The sequence below is a fragment of the Nocardia sienata NBRC 100364 genome, from assembly GCF_001613205.1.
Lineage (GTDB): Bacteria > Actinomycetota > Actinomycetes > Mycobacteriales > Mycobacteriaceae > Nocardia > Nocardia sienata.
The window spans coordinates 101,536-123,513 of record NZ_BDBX01000010.1; the positions used below are offsets into that span (position 1 = coordinate 101,536).

General features: G+C 70.1%; 21 protein-coding genes and 1 pseudogene. 11 read left to right on the forward strand and 11 right to left on the reverse strand.

What is annotated here, in order from left to right; all coding sequences use genetic code 11:
- The first annotated feature begins 181 nt into the window (after positions 1 to 181).
- The gene (locus NS4_RS09325; protein WP_063059118.1) at positions 182 to 1,645 is read left to right on the forward strand and encodes an MDR family MFS transporter; all 1,464 of its coding nucleotides are present in this window, start codon (positions 182 to 184) and stop codon (positions 1,643 to 1,645) included.
- Between the two features lie 368 nt (positions 1,646 to 2,013).
- Positions 2,014 to 2,844, forward strand: coding sequence for an IclR family transcriptional regulator (locus tag NS4_RS09330; RefSeq protein WP_063059119.1), 831 nt, complete (start codon positions 2,014 to 2,016; stop codon positions 2,842 to 2,844).
- On the opposite strand, the gene NS4_RS09335 is transcribed toward NS4_RS09330, so the two are convergent.
- The 4 genes from NS4_RS09335 to NS4_RS09350 are packed head-to-tail and all read right to left on the reverse strand — an operon-like array spanning position 2,819 to position 7,489.
- Positions 2,819 to 3,766, reverse strand: a complete 948-nt coding sequence (locus NS4_RS09335) for a 2-hydroxyacid dehydrogenase (RefSeq protein WP_063059174.1) — start codon at positions 3,764 to 3,766, stop codon at positions 2,819 to 2,821. The two genes, NS4_RS09330 and NS4_RS09335, sit on opposite strands and share 26 nt — an antisense overlap.
- A 44-nt stretch (positions 3,767 to 3,810) precedes the next feature.
- Positions 3,811 to 4,749: a hydroxymethylglutaryl-CoA lyase-like TIM-barrel protein gene (locus tag NS4_RS09340; protein ID WP_063059120.1), complete on the reverse strand. Its 939-nt coding sequence runs from the start codon at positions 4,747 to 4,749 to the stop codon at positions 3,811 to 3,813.
- Entirely contained in the window at positions 4,746 to 5,987 is a 1,242-nt protein-coding gene (locus tag NS4_RS09345) for a CaiB/BaiF CoA transferase family protein (RefSeq protein WP_063059121.1), read from the reverse strand. The genes NS4_RS09340 and NS4_RS09345 overlap by 4 nt, the downstream gene beginning before the upstream one ends.
- 23 nt (positions 5,988 to 6,010) lie before the next feature.
- Positions 6,011 to 7,489, reverse strand: coding sequence for a GntP family permease (locus NS4_RS09350; protein ID WP_063059122.1), 1,479 nt, complete (start codon positions 7,487 to 7,489; stop codon positions 6,011 to 6,013).
- A gap of 327 nt (positions 7,490 to 7,816) precedes the next feature.
- Here NS4_RS09350 and NS4_RS09355 point away from each other — a divergent pair, with 327 nt between their 5' ends.
- Entirely contained in the window at positions 7,817 to 8,614 is a 798-nt protein-coding gene (locus tag NS4_RS09355; RefSeq protein ID WP_063059123.1) for a VOC family protein, read from the forward strand.
- Positions 8,615 to 8,792: 178 nt separating this feature from the next.
- Here NS4_RS09355 and NS4_RS09360 read toward each other — a convergent pair whose 3' ends face one another.
- The 5 genes and pseudogenes from NS4_RS09360 to NS4_RS09380 form a co-directional block, all read right to left on the reverse strand.
- Positions 8,793 to 8,984 carry a hypothetical protein gene (locus NS4_RS09360; RefSeq protein ID WP_063059124.1) on the reverse strand — a complete coding sequence of 64 codons (192 nt, stop codon included), beginning with the start codon at positions 8,982 to 8,984 and terminating at the stop codon, positions 8,793 to 8,795.
- Between the two features lie 29 nt (positions 8,985 to 9,013).
- Positions 9,014 to 10,096 carry an Rv2629 family ribosome hibernation factor gene (locus NS4_RS09365; RefSeq protein WP_157105963.1) on the reverse strand — a complete coding sequence of 361 codons (1,083 nt, stop codon included), beginning with the start codon at positions 10,094 to 10,096 and terminating at the stop codon, positions 9,014 to 9,016.
- Between the two features lie 107 nt (positions 10,097 to 10,203).
- Positions 10,204 to 11,178, reverse strand: a pseudogene (locus tag NS4_RS09370) (TIGR03557 family F420-dependent LLM class oxidoreductase).
- A 127-nt stretch (positions 11,179 to 11,305) separates the two neighbouring features.
- Positions 11,306 to 12,085, reverse strand: a complete 780-nt coding sequence (locus tag NS4_RS09375) for a DUF72 domain-containing protein (RefSeq protein ID WP_063059126.1) — start codon at positions 12,083 to 12,085, stop codon at positions 11,306 to 11,308.
- A gap of 294 nt (positions 12,086 to 12,379) precedes the next feature.
- On the reverse strand, positions 12,380 to 13,255 hold the full coding sequence (locus tag NS4_RS09380) for an alpha/beta fold hydrolase (RefSeq protein WP_063059127.1): 876 nt from the start codon (positions 13,253 to 13,255) through the stop codon (positions 12,380 to 12,382).
- A gap of 73 nt (positions 13,256 to 13,328) precedes the next feature.
- Here NS4_RS09380 and NS4_RS09385 point away from each other — a divergent pair, with 73 nt between their 5' ends.
- Together NS4_RS09385 and NS4_RS09390 are read left to right on the forward strand one after the other, a co-directional pair.
- Positions 13,329 to 14,105 carry an AraC family transcriptional regulator gene (locus NS4_RS09385; RefSeq protein WP_063059175.1) on the forward strand — a complete coding sequence of 259 codons (777 nt, stop codon included), beginning with the start codon at positions 13,329 to 13,331 and terminating at the stop codon, positions 14,103 to 14,105.
- Positions 14,106 to 14,206: 101 nt separating this feature from the next.
- Positions 14,207 to 15,031 carry a YceI family protein gene (locus NS4_RS09390; RefSeq protein ID WP_063059128.1) on the forward strand — a complete coding sequence of 275 codons (825 nt, stop codon included), beginning with the start codon at positions 14,207 to 14,209 and terminating at the stop codon, positions 15,029 to 15,031.
- A 33-nt stretch (positions 15,032 to 15,064) separates the two neighbouring features.
- On the opposite strand, the gene NS4_RS09395 is transcribed toward NS4_RS09390, so the two are convergent.
- Positions 15,065 to 16,282 carry a flavin-dependent oxidoreductase gene (locus NS4_RS09395; protein WP_063059129.1) on the reverse strand — a complete coding sequence of 406 codons (1,218 nt, stop codon included), beginning with the start codon at positions 16,280 to 16,282 and terminating at the stop codon, positions 15,065 to 15,067.
- Positions 16,279 to 16,848: a chorismate--pyruvate lyase family protein gene (locus NS4_RS09400; protein ID WP_157105964.1), complete on the reverse strand. Its 570-nt coding sequence runs from the start codon at positions 16,846 to 16,848 to the stop codon at positions 16,279 to 16,281. Before NS4_RS09400 ends, NS4_RS09395 begins: the two co-directional genes overlap by 4 nt.
- A gap of 103 nt (positions 16,849 to 16,951) precedes the next feature.
- Between NS4_RS09400 and NS4_RS09405 the strand changes: the two genes are divergently transcribed.
- The 6 genes from NS4_RS09405 to NS4_RS09430 all read left to right on the forward strand — a co-directional run bounded on the left by NS4_RS09405 (position 16,952) and on the right by NS4_RS09430 (position 21,943).
- The gene (locus tag NS4_RS09405) at positions 16,952 to 18,031 is read left to right on the forward strand and encodes an NAD(P)H-dependent amine dehydrogenase family protein (RefSeq protein ID WP_063059131.1); all 1,080 of its coding nucleotides are present in this window, start codon (positions 16,952 to 16,954) and stop codon (positions 18,029 to 18,031) included.
- Positions 18,028 to 18,543: a carboxymuconolactone decarboxylase family protein gene (locus NS4_RS09410; protein ID WP_063059132.1), complete on the forward strand. Its 516-nt coding sequence runs from the start codon at positions 18,028 to 18,030 to the stop codon at positions 18,541 to 18,543. The genes NS4_RS09405 and NS4_RS09410 overlap by 4 nt, the downstream gene beginning before the upstream one ends.
- Before the next feature lie 152 nt (positions 18,544 to 18,695).
- The gene (locus NS4_RS09415; RefSeq protein WP_063059133.1) at positions 18,696 to 19,175 is read left to right on the forward strand and encodes a hypothetical protein; all 480 of its coding nucleotides are present in this window, start codon (positions 18,696 to 18,698) and stop codon (positions 19,173 to 19,175) included.
- A 102-nt stretch (positions 19,176 to 19,277) separates the two neighbouring features.
- Positions 19,278 to 20,366: an NAD-dependent epimerase/dehydratase family protein gene (locus NS4_RS09420; RefSeq protein WP_063059134.1), complete on the forward strand. Its 1,089-nt coding sequence runs from the start codon at positions 19,278 to 19,280 to the stop codon at positions 20,364 to 20,366.
- A gap of 9 nt (positions 20,367 to 20,375) precedes the next feature.
- Positions 20,376 to 21,215 carry an SDR family oxidoreductase gene (locus NS4_RS09425; RefSeq protein ID WP_063059135.1) on the forward strand — a complete coding sequence of 280 codons (840 nt, stop codon included), beginning with the start codon at positions 20,376 to 20,378 and terminating at the stop codon, positions 21,213 to 21,215.
- A complete protein-coding gene (locus NS4_RS09430; protein WP_063059136.1) occupies positions 21,215 to 21,943 on the forward strand; it encodes a hypothetical protein in 729 nt (242 codons plus the stop codon). The genes NS4_RS09425 and NS4_RS09430 overlap by 1 nt, the downstream gene beginning before the upstream one ends.
- The last annotated feature ends 35 nt before the right edge of the window (positions 21,944 to 21,978 follow it).

Below are 21,978 nucleotides of genomic sequence, written 5' to 3' on the forward strand. Positions count from 1 at the left end.
GACCGGGAATACGGCTGCCCGAAAAACGATTGATCTCGTGCACAGCCGTAAGAAACACTGGCGCATCACCGATGAGCCGAGCGCCGCTCACTCGTCTGTTCTCATGTACGCCGGGCAACGGTCATCGACGACCCGCCCGCCCGGCTCACGCCAGATCGCTCACGACCGCCGGAGGTAGCCGATGCCCGCCCTGTTATCCGTACGCCGGACCGGAGGAGGTACCCCGGTCGTCGTGCGGTTGCTGGTGATCGCGACCTTCGTGGTGATCCTCAACGAGACCATCATGATCAACGCGATCCCGCGCCTGATGCACGACCTCGACGTCACCGAGCGCGCCGCGCAGTGGGTGTCGACCTCCTTCATGCTCACCATGGCGGCGGTCATCCCGGTCACCGGCTGGTTCCTGCAGCGGGTCACCACACGGCGGGCCTACGCGCTGGCGATGGGTGTCTTCCTCGCGGGTACGGCGCTGTCGGCGGTGGCGCCCTCGTTCGCGGTACTGCTCGCCGGGCGGATCGTCCAGGCCGGTGGTACCGCGGTGATGATGCCGCTGCTGATGACGACGCTGATGACCGTGGTGCCCGAACGCGACCGCGGCCGGGTCATGGGCAATGTCACCCTGGCCATCTCGGTGGCTCCGGCCATGGGGCCGGTCATCTCCGGTCTGGTGCTGCAGATCGCCTCGTGGCGCTGGCTGTTCGTGCTCGTGCTGCCGATCGCGGGCGTGGTCACCTGGTTCGGGTTGCGGCGGCTGGAGAACATCGGGGAACCGGAGACCGGTTCGATCGACTGGTTCAGCGTGGTTTTCGCCGCGCTCGGTTTCGGCAGCCTGGTGTACGGGTTGAGCCGGTTCGAAGCGGGCACGGTCGCCACCCCGGTTCTCATCACCCTCGCCGGAGCCGCCCTGATCGGCCTATTCGTGGCCCGGCAGCTGTGGTTGCAGCGGCACGGCACCCCACTGCTGGATCTGCGGATCCTGCGCTCGCGCACCTACAGCCTGGGCCTGGTCCTGATGGCGGTCGCGTTCCTGGCCATGCTCGGTTCGATGATGCTGCTGCCGTTGTATCTGCAGAATCTGCGCGGCCTGTCGCCGTTGGAGACCGGGCTGCTGGTCATGCCCGGCGGTTTGGCCATGGGTGTACTCGGGCCGGTGATCGGCCGCCTGTTCGACCGGTTCGGCGGCCGCGTCCTGGTGATCCCGGGGGCGATCGGGATCACCGCCGCGCTGGCCGGTTTCACCCAGATCTCGGTCACCATGCCGTACTGGCAGCTGCTGGCCCTGCACATCCTGCTCATGCTGTCGCTGGCCGCGGCCTTCACGCCGGTGTTCACCCTCGCACTCGGGGCTCTGCCGGAGGACCTCTACTCGCACGGCAGTTCCATGCTGGGCACCCTGCAGCAGGTCGCCGCCGCACTGGGTACCGCTCTGGTGGTCACCGTGATGGCGAGCCGGACCAGTGCGCTACAGGACAGGGGTGTCGATACGCTGACCGCGCAACTCGACGGGATGCGGCTGGCCTTCGTGGTGTCGGCGGCGCTGTCGCTGGTGGTGATCGTGACGGCGATCCTGCTGCCCAGCCGGTCCGGTGCTTCCGGTGAGACCGGCGACACCGAGCAGCCCGGATCGCGGCTCGTGCACGTCTGATCGCCCCGCTCGCGGTTCGTCCGGCGCGGGGCGTCGCTCCGCCGCCGGCGTCGGGAGCCTCGCGATCACCGCTGCGATCGATGCCGGATCGTCGTCGATATGACGCGATAGCGGCGGGGTCGTCCGGGTGATGCGAGGATGGGCGCGGACGACCGGCGACAGAAAGGCAGAGACCATGCGGGCGAAGGTCGGCGAATGGGGCGAACGGTCTCGGCCCCGGCTACGCCGACGGCCTGCCCGACCTGCTGCCGGTCTCGGCGGGCATCGAGGTCACCGCGCGCCCCGGACTATCCCTGGGCGGTCTGTGCCTGTGACCACCGGCGGTGTCCGGCGCCGGAGCGGGCCGGGCGCGGCGTAGATTCGGCGATATGTCGAGGCAAGACGGCAGTGCGGCCGCGAACCACCAGCCGCTGCTGGTACTGGGGAAGATCACCGAGATCCTCGATGCCTTCTCCCTGGCGCGGCCGTCGTTGACGCTGGGCGAGATCCAGCAGGCCACCGGGTTACCGACCTCCACGGTGCAGCGGCTGGTCACCAATATGGTGGCGCAAGGCCTGCTGGATCGGGCGGGGGACCGGATCAGGGTCGGACTGCGGATGAGCTACTGGGCGGCGACCGCGGTCAAGGGGCTGGACCTGCTGGCGATCGTCGACCCGGTGCTGCGCGAGATCCGGGACGAGACAGGGGAGACGGCATGTGTCTTCCGCGCCGAACACGGTTTCCGCGTATGCGTGGCCATCGCCGAGACCCGGCACGCGCTGCGCCGGGACATGTACGTGGGCAAGATCATTCCGCTCTACGCCGGGTCGGCGGGCCGGATCCTGCTTGCCTGGGATCCCGAACTCGCCGAGCGCGTGCTGGCGGCACCACTGGAACCGCTGACCGAGGGCACCGTCACCAGCCCACGGGAACTGCGGGCGCTCATCTCCCGGGCGAAGGCCGACGGCTACGCGATCAGCGCCGGAGAACGGGAGGATTCGGCATCGGGGCTGTCCGCGCCGATATTCGACGCGGCCGGACGGGTGGTGGCGGCGCTGACGATCAGCGGCCCCACCCTGCGGATGCCGCTGACGCAGTGCGAGGCGTGGGTGGATCTGCTCGTCGGCTACGCCGAACGGGTCACCCGCACCCTCGGCGGCCGCATTCCGGTCGCCGACCCCGGCCCCGGCGTGGTCAGTGCGCCCGCGCCTCCGGGTTGACCGGATACGGCGGGAGTTCACCGCGGAGCATGGCGACGGCGTTCTCCGCGCAGCGGCGGGCCATCTCGGCGCGCACCGGGACGGTGGCGCTGCCGATATGGGGGAGCAGCACGGTGTTGGGCAGTTCGGCCAGGCCCGGCGCCAGCCGTGGTTCGTCCTCGTACACATCCAATCCCGCGCCCGCGATGGTGCCTTCGCGCAATGCCGCGACCAGTGCCCGCTCGTCGACGATCGGCCCGCGCGCGGTATTGATAAGAATCGCCGACCGTTTCATCGACCGGAGCACGGATTCGTCCACGAGATGGCGGGTCTCGGCGTTCAGCGGCACGTGTAGCGAGAGGTAATCGCTGGTGGCGACCAGCTCGGGCCACGGCAGCTGCCGCACCCGTCCGGCGAACTCGCCGAGTTCGTCCTGGCTCACCACCCGGTCGCCGGGCGGACGTGGCGCGAACACCACGGTCATTCCGAAAGCGAGCGCGCGCCGCGCGGTGGCGCGGGCGATCCGGCCGAAGCCGGCCAGGCCCAGGGTCCGGCCGCTGACATCGTGGCCCAGAAGCAGTTCCGGTTGCCAGCCCTGGAATTTCCCGGCCCGGACGAAACTGTCGGCCTCCACACACCGGCGCGCGACCGCCAGGATCAGCAGCAGGGCGATATCGGCGGTCGCGTCGGTCAGGACGCCGGGGGTGTTGCCCACGACGATGGAGTTCGCGGTCGCCGCCGCGATATCGATATTGTTGTACCCCACCGCGAAATTGCTGATGCCGGTGATCTTCGCCCGGGCCAGCAGCTCCGCGTCGAATTCGTCGCGCAACTGTGCCACCACCACCCGGTATTCCCCGGACGCGCAGGCGTCGGCCAATTGCTCACGGCTCATCCGAGTCCCGGCCACGGTGACCGCTCCGGCGGCTTCCAGCAGCCGCATACCGGGATCGGGTAGGGGCGTGGTGACGAGGAAATCCGCGGCCGTCACGACTGCCCGCCGATCACCCAGTCGAAGGCATGGGCTTTCGAGCGGGCGCCCTGTGCGGTCTTGGACCGGTTGGGTTCGCCCAGGTCGGCGAGCAGCGACTCACCGGTTTCGACCACTGTCGCCAGGATGGCGGGAGTGAGCCAGTCCGGGCGGGTGGCGAACAGCAGGTCCTCGGTCGAGGTGTTACCGCTGGCCCCGGGGGCGAACGGGCAGCCCCCGAGACCGCCCAGCGATCCGTCCACCAGCGTGGCGCCCGCATCGATGGCCGCCAGTGTGTTCGCCACGCCCAGCCCCCAGGTGTCGTGACCGTGGTAGACGATCCGGCGCGGCGCAGTGTTCGCGCGGACCCCGGCTACGAGCTGCTGTACCTGGGCCGGGACGGCCTGTCCGAGGGTGTCGGCGAGGACGATATCGGCGGCGCCGTCGGTTCGTGGATCCGCGGCGATTCCGAGCACCCGCGCCGGATCGACAATCCCTTCGAAGGGGCAGGTGAAGGCGGTCGCGATACACAGCTGGATGGTGCCCCCGCAGTCCCGGGCCAGCTCGATCGCCGCGGGCATGGCGGCGACGCTGTCCTCGGTGGTGCGCCCGATATTGGCCTTGTTGTGCGAGTCCGACGCCGACAGGCAGTACTGGAAATTACGCGCACCCACCGCGGCCGCCTTCTCGATATGCCGCGGCGTGGCCACCCACACCCAGCATTTCGCGAGTTCGTCCGGCGTCAGCGCGGCGATCACGTCGAGCGAATCGGCCAGCGGCGGCACCAGGTCCGGGCGGGCCATGGAGCCGATCTCGAGTTCGGGGACACCGAGCGCGAGCAGTTCGCGGACCAGCCCGACCTTCCGTTCGGTGTCCAGCGGTTTGCCGGTGAGCTGCAGCCCGTCGCGCAGTGTCACATCGCGCAGCTGCGCTGCCGGTGCGTAGGTGTAGGTCATACCGTAACCCCTGTTTCCGAAGCGCCTGTGACGGCGTCGATCTCGTCGTCGGTGAGGCGCAGTACCGTGGCGAGTACTTCGCGTGTGTGTTCACCCAGGTCGGGGCCGATTGTACGGATCGGCAGCGAGGCCCCGCCGATCACTGGGACGATGCCGGGGAAGCCCACCGTGGCGGGTTCGTCCGCGCCCGTGTCCACCTCGAAGTGCTGGATCATGTTCCGGGCGGCGTACTGCTCGTCGGCGCAGATATCGGCCGCGGTGTAGATCGGACCGGACGGGACGCCGGCCGCGTCGAGAAGCCGTAGCGCCTCCGCGCGGGTGTGCCGGCTCGTCCAGTCGGCGATCGCGGCATCCAATTCGTCGCGGCGGGCCCAGCGCCCGGCGTTGTCGCTCAGCTCCGGGTCGGCGGCGAGGTCCGGGCGGCCGATGGTCTCCATATAGCGCCCGAAGATGGCGTCGCCGTTGCCCGCGACGATGATGCTGGTGCCGTCGCTGCACGGGTAGGCGTTACTGGGCGCGATGCCCTCCATCCGGCCGCCGACACGTTCGCGTCGCACGCCGTAGGCGAGATAGTCGGGGACCAGCGACTCCATCACCGACAGGATCGATTCGTTGAGCGCCACATCGATGATGCGTTCCGGCAACGGGATCGGGGTATCACTGCGGGCCCGCTGGAACAGGGCCATCACGGTGCCGAACGCGGCGTAGATACCGGCGATGGAATCGCCGATGGACACACCGGTACGCACCGGCGGCCGGTCCGGATCGCCGATGAGTTCGCGCAGCCCGCCTACCGCTTCGGCCACCGCCGCGAAACCGGGGCGGGCGGCCTGCGGTCCGGTCTGCCCGTACGCGGAGATCCGGGTGATCACCACCTCCGGGTTGGCTTCCTGCAGTGCTTCGGGGCCGAGCCCCCATTTCTCCAGCGTCCCCGGGCGGAAGTTCTCCAGCAGTACATCGCATTCGCGGACCAGGTCGAGGATCAGGGCGCGACCCGACTCGGTCCGCAGATCGACCACAATGGATTTCTTGTTGCGGTTCACCGTGCGATACAGCATGGAGGTCTCGCCGCCGTAGAGCCGCCAGCGGCGCAGTTCGTCGCCGGTCACCGGGCGTTCGACCTTGATCACCTCGGCGCCGAAATCGGCGAGCATGCGGCCCGCGGTCGGGGCGGCGATGTAGTTGCCGAGTTCCAGGACCCGGATGCCGGCGAGCGGCCGGACGGCCTCGTTGCGCATATCTTCCCTATCGTTTCCGACGTTCACAGGACCAGACTCAGCGGCATGATGAGCAGGATCGCCACCACCGAGGCGACGGACACCCCCACCGAGCACGTTTTCAGCGTGCCGCGGGTGGTCTGCCCCATCAGCGACTGCAGTAGCCAGAAGGTATTGCTCGTGACGTGTACGGCGAACAGCGATCCGGCGCCGGCGGCCAGGGCGATGAGCACCGGGTCGAGCCCGAGCGCCGGGGCCACCGGGGCCAGGATGCCTGCCGCGGTGATCGCCGACAGCGTCACCGAACCGACCGCGATGTGCAGGACCGCCGCGATCGCCCACACCATCAGCAGTGGTGCCGCGGTGCTCGCGGTGAAGTAGTCGCCGAGGATATCGCCGACACCGGTGGCCGTGATGGTGGCGGCCAGCGACCCGCCGACCCCGGTCAAGATGAGAATCTGCCCGCTCTCCTGGAAGCCGGTGGTGATACAGCGCTGGATCCGATCGATGCCGACGCTGCGGCGGCCCACGATGCTGGTGCCGACGAGTCCGATGAGCAGGGCGATGACCGGAGTGGCGAGGAATTCGATCACCGTATTGTGGATTTCGGCGACATCCAGGACGGCGCCGACGGCGATGAGTAGCAGGGCGGTGATCAGCGGTGCCATCAGCAGCGGAAGCGGGGTGTCGGGCCGGGGCCGCGCGGCCGCCGTCACGGCCACCCCGCCGGAACCGGCCGGCTCACCGGCGGCGCCGGATGCCCCGTCGCCGGCAATGGGCTGTTCGTCGCCGTTTCGGAGTTCGGTGCCGGCGGCGCCGGGCTGCCCGTCGCCGGAGCGGACTTGCCCGTCACCGGCAGGCCGGTCGGCATCGGAGTAGGGCTGCTCGTCGCGTTCGGAGTCCCACCAGCCGCGGTCGAACAGGAAGCTCATGACGGCGACCGCGATGGTGACCGTGGGGATCACGAGCAACAGGCCGAACAGCAGCATCTTGCCGAGCGGCACACCGAGTAGTCCGGCCAGGGCCAGCGCGCCGACGCCGGGCACCATGAGCACGATGCCGCATTCGCCGCCGATCGCCAGCGCCGTGGCCATCCGGGCAGTGCCCTTCTTGTCCATCTTGGCGGCGGCGGTACGCGCCAGCGGTGCCGAGATGACCAGCAGTACATCGAGGTAGATCGACTGCAGCGCGGTGGCGATGGTGAGCGAGAGCGCGTATGGTGTCCGGTTGACACCGAAGACCCGGATCAAGGCGCGCACGAGGCGTTCGATGGCCCCGGTCTCCTGCAGCATCGCGCCGGTGAGTACGCCGAAGGCGATCAGCAACCCGACCTCGGCCATGATGTCGCCGAAACCGGTGGCGATCGTTTCGACCGTCTTCTCGGTACCCAGACCCGCGGTGAGTCCGAGGTAGGCCGACCCGAGGACCAGTGCTACGGCCGGGTTGATTCTGAATCGGATGATCAGCACGACCACCGCGAGGACCGCGGCACCTGTGTTGATCATCGTTGCAAGGTCTGACATGTGCATATCCCATCGAGTTCGCACCGGGCCGGACGTTTGCTCCCGTGCTGGCGGCACGGGAGGCCTCTCGTGACGCAGGCCACAGCGGATTCACATTATGAGCACAGACTCACGATATAGGCAACCATCGCGCCGCGGCGGCCGCGTGCGCTGCGCGGTTGTTGCCCGTCCGCCGCCCGCTGGATACGGTGGGCGCACCACGGACCGCGGCGCGCGAACCGCCGCGAGCCGTGCGGTGTCTGTCCCATCCGGGTCTGTTCCATCGGCCATCTCGGCCTGCTATCGCTCGACTCGCGCGAACCCGAAACCGAACACGGAGGACACGCAATGCCGATACGTGAAACTCCCTGGCCGGCCGGCACCCCGTGCTGGACCGATTGCCAGGTCGACGATACGAACCGCGCCCGTGAGTTCTACCGCGACCTGTTCGGCTGGGAGATCGCCGAAAGCGCGCCGGAGGCCGGTGGCTACCTGATGGCGCTGCGCAACGGTCGCCCGGTCGCCGGAATCGGCCCCAAACCACCCGGGCAACCGATGCCCTCGGCATGGACCACCTATATCGCCACCGACAATGCCGACGACACCTCCGCCGCGATCGTGGCGGCCGGCGGCACGGTGGTCATGGCACCGTTCGATGTGCTGGATGTAGGGCGGATGCTGGTGGCCACCGATCCCACCGGGGCGGCGTTCGGGGTGTGGCAGGCGAAGCAGCATTTCGGCGCGGCGGTCTACAACGAGCCGGGAGCCTACTGCTGGAACGAACTGCACACCGACGGCTATCGGCGCGTGCAGGAGTTCTACACCCAGGTGTTCGGCTGGACGTTCACCGAGATCGGTGACGGGGTGAACGTCGACTACGCGACCTTCGCGCTCACGCCCGACGGGGAACCGGTGGGCGGACTGAACGACTCCACCAAGAATCCGGGCGCCGGGCCCTCGTACTGGTTGAGCTGGTTCCAGGTCGAGGACACCGACGCCGTCCTCGCGTCGGCGACCGGTCTGGGCGCGACCTTGCTGATGGGCCCCGACGACAGTCCCTTCGGCCGGATGGGTGTACTCACCGCGCCGCAGGGGGAGACCTTCGGTGTGATCGATACCGCGCAGGCCGCCGAGATGCCGTCCTGACCGCGGCGCCCGCCGCCCACGGCGGGCCGGCCCGACGGGTTGCCGGAGCGGCCGGCCCGCGGATATGCAGCGAACCGGCCGCCCTCTTCCGGGCGGCCGGTTCGGTCGTCGTACGGGTCGGGCGCGTCGGCGGCACCGCGCGACCGGGATCGGCGTCGCGCGGTGCCGGCGGATACGGTCAGGTGTTGCCGCGGTCGCGGCGTTCGGTTCGATCCACGCGCTCGTTGGCCAGGTTGTCGTCGTCGGCCGGCGGTTCCGGGTCGTGCCATTCCTCGGCCCGGCTCGACCGGTTACCGCGCAGGGTGCCCTGCAGTTCGTGGGCCAGCTCGTCGTCGCGGGCCGGGCCGTGCTTACTACTTCCTCGTTCCATATCGTCCTCCTGCGTCGTTTGCGAGTGGGTCAGGCGTAGCGCAGCAGCGCCCCCACTCCCTCCTGCGGTGCGGTCTCCGCGCCGATCGGGGTCACAGTGCCGCCGCGGACCAGCGCCGCCACCGGCAGCGCCTCGTCGGCGCGGCAGGTGGCGTCGGTACCTGTGCCCGGTGCGCCGAGCGCGGCCGGGTCGCGTAGCGATCCGGGGTCCATGCGTACGGTGCGATCGCCCAGTGCGTCGGCGTTGATCAGCACGTTCTCCGCGTTGGCGGCCAGCAGGGCGCAGACCGTTTCGGACAAACCCGTCACGGCCAGGCCTTCGTCGCGGCCGTGGGCCTTGTCGAAGCGCGCCGTGATCTCCGCGCGTTGCCGGTCGGCCTGTTCGGCGACGAGTTCGCGGACCGCGTCGTCGAGTGCGTGGTCATCGGAGCCCTCGGCGCGGCTGCCGGTCTCGACCTCCACCACCCGCGCACCGGTGGAACCCAGCGCCTTGTGGACAGCGGAGCGGGTGTCGGCCTCACCCGCCAACACCACCACCTGCGCGTGGACGCGCTGGGCCACACGGGTGAGTTCCTCGGCGACCTCGCCGGCGTTGCGCCGTGCCGTCTCCTCCACCCGCCGCTGCATCGAGCGATGCGACCAGCCGCCACCGTGGCGCACCTTGTGCAGCGGATGCCCGCTGCCCTCGACGGATTCCTCGACCACCTCGCCGTGCTCGTCGACGCCGTACATATCCGAGCCGACCCGGTCCACGACCGCCACCGCATGCGGAACCTCGCCGGCCTCGTGTTCGATGAGCGGCAGCAGGTACGGCAGTGGTGACACCCGGACGATCTCCGGCTGCGGACGCCCAGGTAGCCGCCGGTCGATGAGCACCGACTCGGCGTCGGCGACGAGGAACCGGCCGGCCCCGCCCGGCTCGGGCGGGCCTCCGGTGATCGCGGCGCCGAGCACCGTGATCATCTGCTCCGAAGCGCCCGCGGTGGCCAGCCGCTCGGCGAGCGCCCGCCAGCGCAGAGCGCGTTGCCGTTCGGCGTCCTCGGTGTCGTGTTCGGCGTCGATGTACAGCGAGGCGAACGGTCCGGGTCGTTGCGCTACTTCTCTGATACTCATGCCATTCACGGCGGGCGCGTACCCGGCCACAGCGGTTCGAATCCGGGGTCGGCGAAATCACCGCGACCGGTCGCAGCGGCGGCCGGGCCGCCGGTTCCCGGCGGCGGTCAGGCCGGCTGCGGACTCAGTTTGCGCAGCGGTTCGTCCAGCTCCGCCCGGTAGAAATCGATGAACCCGTCCGGATCCGGCCCCGCGTTCTGCATCACCAGATGATCGAACCCGGCGTCCACGAAGGGCTGCGCGACATCGAGGTAGCGCTGCGGGTCCGGCCCACAGGCGAATTTCTCCAGAATGTCCTCCTCGCGGACCGTGGCCGAGGCCGCCTCGAAATTCACCGGATTCGGCAGTTCGCTCATCACCTTCCAGCCGGTGAGTGCCCAGCGCGAGGTATCCAGGGCGGCCCGGGCCGCGGTGTGCTCGTCCGGGGCCCACGCCATCGGCACTTCGGCGTAGCGGGGGCCGGTGCCGCCCGCCGCCTCGTAGGCCGAAACCAGGTGCGGCTTCGGTTCGGTGGCGAAGAGTCCGTCACCCAGTTCGCCGGCGATCTCGGCGGCGTGGCTGCCACCGGCGGCCACCGCGATCACCGGCAACTCGTCGGGCAGATCGAACACGCGGGCATCGGATAGTTTCAAGAACTTGCCGTCGTAGGAGCGGTATCCGCCCTCCTACAGCGACCGGATGATCTCCAGCGCCTCCCGCAGCAATTGGTGGCGGCCGGCGACATCGACCGGGAACCCCTCACCCACGATGTGTTCGTTGAGACGTTCCCCGGCGCCGAGACCCAGGGTGAACCGGTTCTCGGACAGGATCGCGAGCGTGGCGGCCGCCTGCGCGATGATCGCGGGGTGGTACCGCACGGTCGGACAGGTGACCCCGGTGGCGAGACCGATCCGCTCGGTCTCGGCGGCGATGGCGCCGAGGACGGTCCAGGCGAAGGGGGAGTGGCCCTGGTTGTCCAGCCACGGGTGGTAATGGTCGCTGATCTCGACGAAATCGAATCCCGCGGCTTCGGCGCGGACGGTCTGCCGGACCAGTTCGGCCGGGCCGAAGCCCTCGGCGGCGAGTTTGTAACCGATCTGCATGGTTCCTCCGAACGCTGTAGTCGTCGATGCCCTCCGCGAGTTCGGTCTCGCGGCGGGGATGGCGTCGGACTCGGGCGCGATACCCGGTGGGCCGTTCGGGAAACGGAACGGTCGGCGCGGCGCGCGGTCAGGCGGAGGGAGCAGGGAGAACGCCGGCGGGCGTGCGTGTCACGGTGGCGCCGGCCCGGGTGGCGATCGCCGCGAACGCGACGGCGTCCCGGACGGCCGCGCCACCGGGGTCGTTGTTGAAATAGACGAAGACATCCTCGGCGTCGGACCACGTCCCGGTGAGGCGCTCGGCCCAGGTACGCAGGGCGCGCGCCCCGTAACGGGGCGCGGGAGTCGCGCGGCCCCGATGCAATCGCAGGTATCCCCAGTCGGTGGTCCGCCAGCGCGGCGTCACCGGGCGCGAACCGGCGTCGGCCCAGCAGAGCGCGGCGCCGTTGTCCTCGAGCACGCCGTGGATACGCGGCGACCACCACGATTCGTGCCGGGGCTCCACCGCGACGCGGATATCGCGGGGGAAACAGCGCAGGCAGGTGTCGAGCAGGCCCGGGTCGGCGCGCAGCGTCCCGGGCAATTGCAGTAGCACCGGCCCGAGCCGCGGTCCCAGGCCGCCCGCGTGGCGCAGCAGTCGGGCGACCGGTTCCTCGGGGTCGCGCAGGCGTTTCATATGGGTCAGGAAACGGCTGGCCTTGACCGCCACGATGAAATCGGCGGGTGTCCGTTCGCGCCACGCCTCGAAGGTCTCCCGGGTGGGCAGCCGGTAGAAGGCGTTGTTGTTCTCGACGGTCGCGAAACCCGCGGCATAGTGCTCCAGCCACAGCCGCTGCGGACACCGGTCCGGGTAGAGGACCCCGCGCCAATCGCGGTACTGCCAGCCGGAGGTGCCGATGCGCAGCGTCATCGCCGAGTCACCGGCCCGGTGCGGCGTGGTCCCATGGCTTTCGTCGGGTGGCCCCGCCCGGGGCCGGGCACTGCCGCGGCCCACGACCCACCCGGACCCGATGCCTGCGTGGTTTCATGAACGGCGGCTACCCCGAAGGTCTGCGCTCATGCTCTCGACGGTACCGACAGGGCGCGCGACGGCCCGGATCACGCCCGTGGCCCGGCCGCCACGCGCGCCCGTGGCCGGCGTGTTCCTTTTCCTCATCGGTCGATTCGAGAGCCCATGCCACGTTCAGGGATTCGCTGCCCGCCGTCACCGCGCGGGCCGCCGCAGCCAGTGCCGCAGCGCCGCGGTGACCTCCTCCGGTCGCTGTTCCATCAGGAAATGATCGGCGTCGATACGCACCAGTTCGGCGTTCGGGATGTAGCGCGCGAGTTCCTCCGCGGTGGTCATCGGGATCGCCGGATCGCGGGTGCCCCAGACGATGGTGGTGGGACAGTCGATTTCGGAGAGGCGCGCACGCAGTTCCGGACGGACCCGGACCTGGTATCCGGCCCAGAAATGCGCGTACCAGCGGCGTCCCTCGGGGGTGCGCAGCATGCCGAGGTACTGCTCGAGCCGCTCGGGCGAGAAGGTGCCGTTGCGTACATACCGGTGCAGGCCCCAGCGGTGCACGGCATGGATGGGGGGTGACGCGAGCACACGCCGGCCGGGCCCGCGGCGGGCGGCGGTGGTGAACGCGCCGAACAGCAGCGCGTAGCGCGCGACGAAGGTCGCGTGTGCCCGCGAGTTGAGGATCGCCAGCCGCCGGACCCGGCCCGGATGGCGCTGGACCAGGCCCAGCCCCAGGAAGCCGCCGTAGTCGTGACACGCCAGGTCGACGCGGTCCAGTTCGAGTGCGTCCAGCAGCCGCGCCAGCCGGTCGACCTCGCTGTCGTAATCGCAGGGCAACGCCGTATCGCGCGCGGAATCACCCCAGCCGAGCCAATCCGGCGCGATCACCCGCCGGCTCTCGGACAGCGGCCCGATCTGCTCTCGCCAAGCACGATGGGACTGCGGCCACCCGTGCAGCAGCACCAGCGGATCGCCGGAACCCGCTGCGGCGTAACGCAGCCGGGCGCCGTCCAGAGTGGTCTCGTACGGCGCCGGCACCGGATGCACGGAGGGGTCGATCCGTTCGGTCGTCATGGGCTGTCTCCTGGGGTTCGGTGGTGGTTTGGTCCGGCGAACCGGTTGGGCACACGCCGGTATCGTCGCCCGTATGACCACCTCGGCACTTCCGGAAACGTGCGCCGCGCCCACGACCACGGCGCGGCTGTGGGTGCGTTCCGGGCACGCCGTCTACCTGGGTCCCGGGTTGGGTCTGGCCCCGCATTCCACCGCCCTTCCCTCGCTCGGGGTGGGAGTGGACGCGCCTTTCCGGGTGCGCGCCGGGGAAACGGTGGATATCACCGCACGCAGTTTCCTGTTCCGGGCGCGGGTGACCCATCACGTGACCGGCACGCAGGGCCGGATGCTGTTCTGCTTCTTCGACCCGACGAGCGCACGGCTGACCCGTTGCCTGGGCGGAATGACCCGGTCCTGCGGCGACTTCGTATACACCCACCGGGACGAGGACGAACTGGTCGCACTGTGCCGGCACCCCGAACCCGATATCGAGCGGCTGCTCGAGCTGGCCAGCATTCCCCTGCCGGTGATGCGGGATGCGCGGATCGCCGCGGCGGCGGCCGCGATCCGGGCCGATCCCGCCCGTCCCTATCGCGCCGCGGACTGTGCCCGTGCCGTCGGGCTGTCGACCTCTTATTTCCTGCGCACCTTCGCCGGGCAGACCGGGACCAGCTTCCGGCGCTACGTCCAATGGGCGCGGATGGTGCACATCGCGCGTTCCCACGCGGCGGGGCACGATCTGACCCGAGCGGCCGCGGACGCCGGGTTCGCCTCGCCGTCGCATTTCAGCGATACTTTCCGGGCGATGTTCGGACTCACGCCCACGGCTTTCGTCCGGATCGGCGGCCAACTGTCGGTCCTCGAGCGGTGAAGGCCACCGCCGGTGTCGCCGGGGAGATGACGTGGGTATATTCGGCTTCGGCAACTAGTTGCTTGTGCTAATCAACTCTGAGTGGTGAAAAGGTGATGCCCATGCCCGGTTTGACCGGCCGCATCCACAACGCCGACGGCTGGCCCGTATCCGACGCGGTGCTCACCGTGACGGATATGCGCGGTCGGCAGATCTGCCGCGCGGTATCCGACGACAGCGGCGCGGTGTCCACCGAACCGCTGCGTCCGGGTGTGCACACCGCGGTGCTCACCGCTGCCGGATATCAGCCCGCCGCCCGGGCGGTGCAGATCTCGTCGTCGGGTTCGGGCACGCTGGGCGAGGTGGCGCTGGTCCCGGTGGTCGATGCCGTCGCCCTCCCGCCGGCCGGCCCCTGGACCATCGACCCGGTGCACTCCTCGGTGATCGCCACCGCTCGTCACCTGGGCATATCCAGTATCAAGGCGCGGTTCGCGGAGGTGAGCGGACGGCTCGATATCGCCGAGCGGTTCGAACAGACCTCCGGCTACGCCGAGATCAAGGCCGCCGCCATCGACACCGGTATCGAGATGCGCGACACCCACCTGCGCTCCGCCGACTTCCTCGACGTCGAGAACTACCCGCTGATCTCTTTCACCGGCAACGGGCTCAGCCGCACCGGCGGCGACACCTGGGTGATGGCGGGCGAGCTTTCCCTGCACGGGCAGCGCAGGGCGGTCGATCTCGCGCTGACCTACGGCGGGTTCGGTCCGGATCCGTGGGGCGGGGTTCGCGCCGCCTTCCATGCCGAGACCACTCTGCGGCGCGACGATTTCGCCATCGACTACAACGCGGTGGTACGTGCCGGAGTGGCGGCGATCGGCACCACGGTCAAGATCGACCTCGACATCCAGGTGGTGCAGGGCGACCAGCTCCCCGCATCGGCCTAGCGGGCGGCAGCGGTAGCCGGCCGTATCCGCCGGCTACCGGACGACGCTCGTGCGCCGGTACCCGTCAGTGATGGCCCGTAGTTCCTCGGGGGTCAGCACATCCTCGATGCGGTCGAAACCCTCGGGCGCCCGTTCCGCGACCATTCGCAGGGCGCGGTCCATCGGAATGTCCCGGTTGGCGAGGACGACGGAGTTCGCTGTGTCGCGGCGCGCCGAATCGTAGGCGGCCAACCCGGCGACCGGGTCGCCGGCCCGGGCCAGCTCCACAGCCACCGACCGGGCGTCGAGAATCGCCTGCGAGCCGCCGTTGGAGCCGACCGGGTACATCGGGTGCGCGGCGTCGCCGAGCAGAGTGATCCGGCCGAAACTCCAGCGCGGCAACGGATCCCGGTCGACCATCGGATACTCCAGGACCGTCTCGCTCGCGGCGAGGAGCCCCGACACGTCGAGGCCCGCGATCCGCCAGCCGCGGTAGTGCGGCGTGACATCGTCGAGCCGGCCGGTGTGCGTCCACTCCGCCTCGCCCTGGATGTCCTGAGGCATCCGTACCTCGGCGACCCAGTTGACCAGGACCGCGTCGCTACCCGGTGTCGCGGGGCCGAGCGGATAGGCGACGAGTTTGGCGGCGTGATTGCTGCCGGCCATCAGCATCGAGGTGCCGCTGAGGAAGCGTGCCGCGGGGGCGACGCCGCGCCACATCCGGATTCCGTTCCAGCGTGGCGGGCCCTCGTCCGGGTACAGGTGCGCCCGCACCGCGGAGTGCAGCCCGTCGGCGCCGATCACCGCATCGGCGGTGAGTTCGATCGCGGTGTCACCGCCGTGCTCGTCGATCGTGACGCGGACCTGCCGGTCTTCCTCGGTGGCGGCGACGAAACGGTAGCCGGTCCGTACCGCGCCGGGACCGAGCCGGTCGTACACCGCATCCAGCAGCAATGACTGCAGTCGGCCGCGGTGGACCGAATACTGCGGCCACGGGTGTCCGGCCGCCACGCCGCGCGGCTCCCGCCAGATCTCGTTGCCGAAACGGTCGTAGTGCACCAGTTCGGAGGTGGCGACCGCCCGTGCGGCGAGCGCGTCGTGCAGTCCGAGTCCGGCGAGGACCTCGGTCGCGTGCGGCAGCAGATTGATCCCGACGCCGAGCGGGCGCAGCCGTGGCACCCGATCGATCACCTGGACATCGATCCCGGCCGCGTGCAGGCTCAGCGCCGTCGTCAGCCCACCGATGCCGGCTCCGACGATCAGCACGCTCACCGGGCCGCCGCCAGCGGCACATAGGCGGGATTGAACCGTTCGTGCAGATGCGCCACCACGGTCGACCGGTGGTCGCACAGCACGCTCTCCTTGTACGCGCAGGGCAGGCCTTCCTGGCCTCCGGCGGCAGGCCAGGACGTGACGCCCGCGCCCAGTACCGTGCGCGCGAGGTGGCGACGGGCACCGGCCAGGCTGTGGCCGATCGGTAGCCGTTCGTCGGTGAGCAGGGCGGTGAGTTCGTCGTCGGTGGCCACCACGGCCACGCAGTTCCACGAAACGGCCGCGCCGCCGGTGGTGGTGAGGGTGGAGTGGCGCACCACCACGGGATCGGTATCGGCGCAGCCGAGGGCCGTGCGGACCGCGGGGTCGAGGTCCCGTCCGGTGGTGGTGTGCTGATCGGTGAGGTCGAGTGCCAGCGGGCGGCCGATCAGCGCCTCCAGCAGCCTGGTCATGGATCCGTCAGCGCGCAGTAACATCCGGGTAACCGAAGGTAAGTCGGATTCCGTTGTCTGCGTGAGGAATTCCGTCACGGCGTCAACGATACGGGGGGCGCGCCGGTGCGGCATTCCCGGCGACGGAGATATCGGACACGTGACGACCGAGCGGTTATCTCCGGTGAAAGCGGCCGGATTCACCCCCTCGCAACCAAGCGCTTGTTAGAATTCGGCGATGATCTCGACGGTCGTCTGGGGGACCGGCAATGTGGGCCGCGCCGCCGTACGGGCGGTCGACGCCCACCCCGAACTCGAACTCACGGCTGTCCTCGTGCACGACCCGGTTAAGGCGGGCCGGGACGCGGGCGAACTGGCCGGGCTCGACCGAGCGCTGGGGGTGGCCGCCACGACCGATGTCGACGCGGTGCTGGCGGATCGGCCCGGGGCGGTGGTGTACGCCGCGTCGGGTGATATCCGGCCCGACGACGCCCTCGCCGATATCGTCCGTGCGATCGGCGGCGGCGCGGTGGTGGTGACCCCGGCCCTCTACGCCCTCTACGACCAGCGCGGCGCACCGCCCGAGGTCCGGGAACCGGTCCTGGCCGCGATCGAATCCGGCGGGGGCGCCCTGTTCGTCTCGGGCATCGATCCCGGCTGGGGCAACGATGTGCTGCCGCTGCTCGTCAGCGGTCTGGGCAGTGTCGTCGAGGCGGTGCGCTGCCAGGAGATCTTCGACTACTCCACCTACGACCAGCCCGATTCCGTGCGCTATCTGGTGGGCATGGGGCAGCCCATGGACCAGGTACCACCCATGGTGGCGCCCACGGTCCCGACCATGGTGTGGGGCGGACAGGTGCGGTTGATGGCCCGGGCACTCGGCGTCGAACTCGACGAAATCCGTGAGTCCGTACAGCGGCTGCCACTGGAAACCACCATCGAGACCGCGACCATGGGCAAGTTCGAGGCCGGCACCCAGGGGGCCATGCGTTTCGAAGTGCAGGGCATCGTGGCCGGTTCGCCCCGCATCGTCGTGGAGCACATCACCCGGATCCACCCGTCGTGCGCACCCGAATGGCCCACCCCGCCCAACGGTGAGGGTGCGCACCGGGTGATCATCGAAGGCCGTCCGCGTATCGAGGTCACCGTCGAGGCGACCGACGAGGGCGGCAACTACGCGGCCGGTGGTAACGCCACCGCCGTGGGGCGGCTGGTCGGCGCGATCGACTGGCTGGTCGCCGCCGGACCCGGCCTCTACGACGCCCTGGACGTCCCGCTGCGCCCGGCGGCCGGAAAGCTCGGAAGGAACGCCTCATGAGAGTCGACATCCCCGAAGGCAAGGATCCCATCGGCTACGTCTGGGGTGAGATGGTGCCCGGGATCGGTCTCGCCGCCTCGAACTTCTCCATGGCGGTGTACGCGCACACCACACTGGGCCTGCGCGAGTTCGAGGCCGCGCGGTTGCGGATCGCCCAGATCAACGGCTGCGTGTTCTGCCTGGACTGGCGTACCGAACGCGACGGCCGGAAGGTGGAGGAGGGCTTCGACGCCGCCGTCGCCGACTGGCGCGGCACCGAGTTGCTCGACGACCGGGCCCGGCTGGCCGCCGAATACGCCGAACGCTACGCCCTGGACCATCACAACCTCGACGAGGATTTCTGGGCCCGGATGACCGCGCGCTACAGCCAGGCCGAGATCGTGGAGCTGAGCATGTGCCTGGGCTCCTGGCTGGCTTTCGGCCGGCTCAACCATGTCCTCGGACTCGACGCGGTGTGTGTGCTGCCCGGACATTCGGCCCCGAACGGCCCGGGTGCCCGGCCCGGCGCCTGAGTTCCCCGCCCGGGACCGGTGCGATGAATCCGCGGCGTCCTGGGTAAATGCGGGGGTATGAAGACTCGAGACCGTATCGCCGAACCCTGGGGAGCACGTACCCGCTACGGTCCGGGGCTGTACGAACTCCGCGCCGAGGACCGAGGTGGCCGGTGAAACTGCATATCGTCATCGAGGAACTGCAGTTCTCCGAGCGGGAACTCGCCGGGGAACTGGCGGCCGTCGCGGTCCGGCACCGGGCCGAGTACGAGATCCACCACACCGCCCGGGATCTGGCCGGCCGGTCGCAGGACCATCTCCGTGAACTGGACGCGCTCGCACCCCGATTCGGGGCGGCGAAGGGACACGGCCGGCGCCACCCGCGGGTGCGGCTTCCCCGTGCGCGCCGGCTGCGCACAACGGTCGCCCGGCCGCCGGACCCGGGGCTGCGGCTGTTGCGGGACCTGCGCCGGCTGCATCAGCTCGCGGCGGGCGTGTCGGTGGACTGGGAGTTGCTCGCCCAGGGCGCGCAGGCGGCCCGGGAACCCGAACTCCTGGACCTCGCCGCGCAATGCCACCCGGGTACGCTGCGCCAGCTGCGCTGGACAAACGCCATGCTCAAAGCGCTCTCGCCCCAGATCCTCGCGGGCTGACCCCCCCGCCTGCCGCCGGTGGCCGAACCGTTGCCCGGCCGGCTGTGTCGGCACCGCCGCCACGGGTATGCCGCACACCCCGACGGACAGTGAGGTGAACGTATGCGGGTGATCGTCACGGGGGCCACGGGAAATGTGGGTACCGCGGTGCTCGAGCAGCTCAGCGGTACCCCGACGGTGGATTCGATCGTGGGCGTGGCCCGGCGGAAACCGGAGCACGCGCATCCGGGGGTGGAGTGGGTGGCGGCCGATATTCGCTCCGCCGATCTGGTGTCGCTGTTCCGCGGTGCCGACGCGGTGGTCGACCTGGCCTGGGTGTTCCAGCCCACGCGCCGCCCCCGTGATACCTGGCGGACGAATGTCGGCGGGACCGGCCGGGTGCTCGCCGCCGTGGCCGCGGCCGGGGTGCCCGCACTGGTACACGCCTCCTCGGTCGCCGCCTACTCGCCCGCGACCGGCGACGAGCCGGTCGACGAGAGCTGGCCGACCGAGGGCTGGCCGGGGGCGTCCTACGCGGTCGAGAAGGCCTATGTGGAGCGGTTGCTGGACCTCTTCGAATACGAGCGTCCGGACTGCCGCCTGATCCGGATGCGCCCGGCGTTCACCTTCCAGCGCGCCTCGGCCGCACAGCAGCGCCGGTTGTTCGCCGGGCCGCTGGTCCCCGGCCCGCTGGTCCGGCCGGGACTGCTGCCACTGTTGCCCTATCCGCGCGGACTGCGCTTCCAGGCGCTACACAGTGCCGACGCGGGCCGTGCCTATACGGCGGCGGTGCTCTCCGGCGCGCGGGGTGCGTTCAATATCGCGGCCGAACCTGTCCTCGACCGTGCCGAGATCGCGCGACTGCTGGATGTGCGTACGGTCGAAGTCCCCCGGTGGCCGGTCCGGACCGCGCTGGCCGGCGCCTGGCATCTACGCCTGGTACCCGCCACCCCCGGCCTGTTCGACGCGATGATGCAGTTGCCGATCATGGACACCACCAGGGCCCGGACCGAACTCGGCTGGCAGCCGCGCGTCACCGCGACCGATGCGCTGCGCGAGTTCCTCGAAGGCCTGCGCGGCGGCCACGGTGGCGCTACCCCGCCGCTGGCGGCCGACGCGGGGGGAGTGGGTCGGTACCGCGAGGTGACCTCCGGGGTCGGCGGTCGCGATCCGGTCGACGACCGGCTGTGTGATCGCGATCCGTCAGGGTAGCCGCGCGGTATGGCAACTATCGCTCCCTTACCGAAAGAACGTATAGGCGCGCCGCTACGGGCCGTGGTGACCGGCTCCGATTCGGGGATCGGCCGGGCGATCGCGGTGGCGCTGGCCGGCGGCGGCGTCGATGTCGGGATCACCTACCACTCGGACGAGGCCGGAGCGGCGCATACGGCCGGACTGGCCCGTGACCGGGGCGCGCGGGCGGCTGTGCGGCGAATGGACCTGGACGATCTGCCCACGAGTACCGCTGCCGTGGACGAATTGGCCGCCGAACTGGGCGGGGTGGATGTGCTGGTCAACTGCGCCGGCACCGGCTCCGCGCAGAAGGCGATGGATATGGACTTCGACACCTGGCGGCATGTCCTGTCGGTCGACCTGGACGGCGCCTTCCTCTGTACGCAACGCGCCGTCCGGCACATGACGGAGGCCGGCCGTGGCGGGCGGATCATCAATATCACCAGCGTGCACGAGCACGCGCCCAAGGTGGGGGCGGCCCCCTACTGCGCGGCGAAGGCGGGCCTCGGTGCGCTGACCAAAGTGCTGGCGCTGGAACTGGCCGAACACGACATCACCGTGAACTCGGTGGCGCCCGGTGAGATCGCCACCCCGATGACCGGGCAGGAGGACGCCGATCCACGCGAACAACCCCGGCCGGGGCTGCCGCTGGGCCGGCCCGGCCACGCCGAGGAAGTCGCTTCCGTGGTGGCTTTCCTGGCAACCCCCGCCGCGGGGTATGTGACCGGAGCGTCCTATGTCGTCGACGGCGGCATGTTGCTGATGGGGCCGCAATCCAGCCAGCTCGTCGGGGACGAGAGCTGGCGTGATCCGAAGGGAGACGCATGATGACCGATCGACTTACGCTGGCTCCGGTGTCGGCGCTGGTGCGCGGCGCGTTCGACGCCGGCGCTCATCTCCGGCACGCCCGTTTCTTCCACCCGCGCGGTGTCCGGCTCTCCGGCCGGTTCCGCGCCGAACCCGAATTCACCCGGCTTTTCGGGGAGGGCGACCGCGCGACCATCGGGCGACTCTCGAAAGGGGTGGGAACTCCCGGTGGCGTCCCGGATATCCTCGGACTCGCCTTCCGGGTGCTCGACATCAACGACAAGCCCTGGGATTTCGCGCTGGCCACCACGGGGCAGCGCCCGGTCGCCCGGTTGTCGCTGACCGTCGCGCGTGGCTGGGACAGCGCCCGGTTCGGCAGTCTGCTGCCCTATCAGTGGGACGATTCGGCTCCACTCTGGGTGCTCGCCGAGCCGGACCCGGGGCTACCCGCCAGCACCTCGCTGTCGGCCCTCGCGCGGCATGTGCACGAGCACCAGGTCGGGTACACGATCTCGGTCGCCGGTTACGGGCCCGCGCGCCAGACAGTCGGGCACCTGGCGCTGCGCGCCGCGGATCCCGGCGAGCATCGCACCGATTTCTACGATCCCGTGCTCAACCACCCCGCCGACGTAGCGCTGCTACCCCGTGCGGTGCAGCGGTTGCGGGAATCGGCCTACGACGGCAGTCGCCGTGGTCGCGGCGTCGAGGACCGGGAAACCGGCCGGGTCGAGGTGGGCCCGCACCGGTGACGGTGGGTTCGAGGAAATCGGTGGCGGGGTGTTTG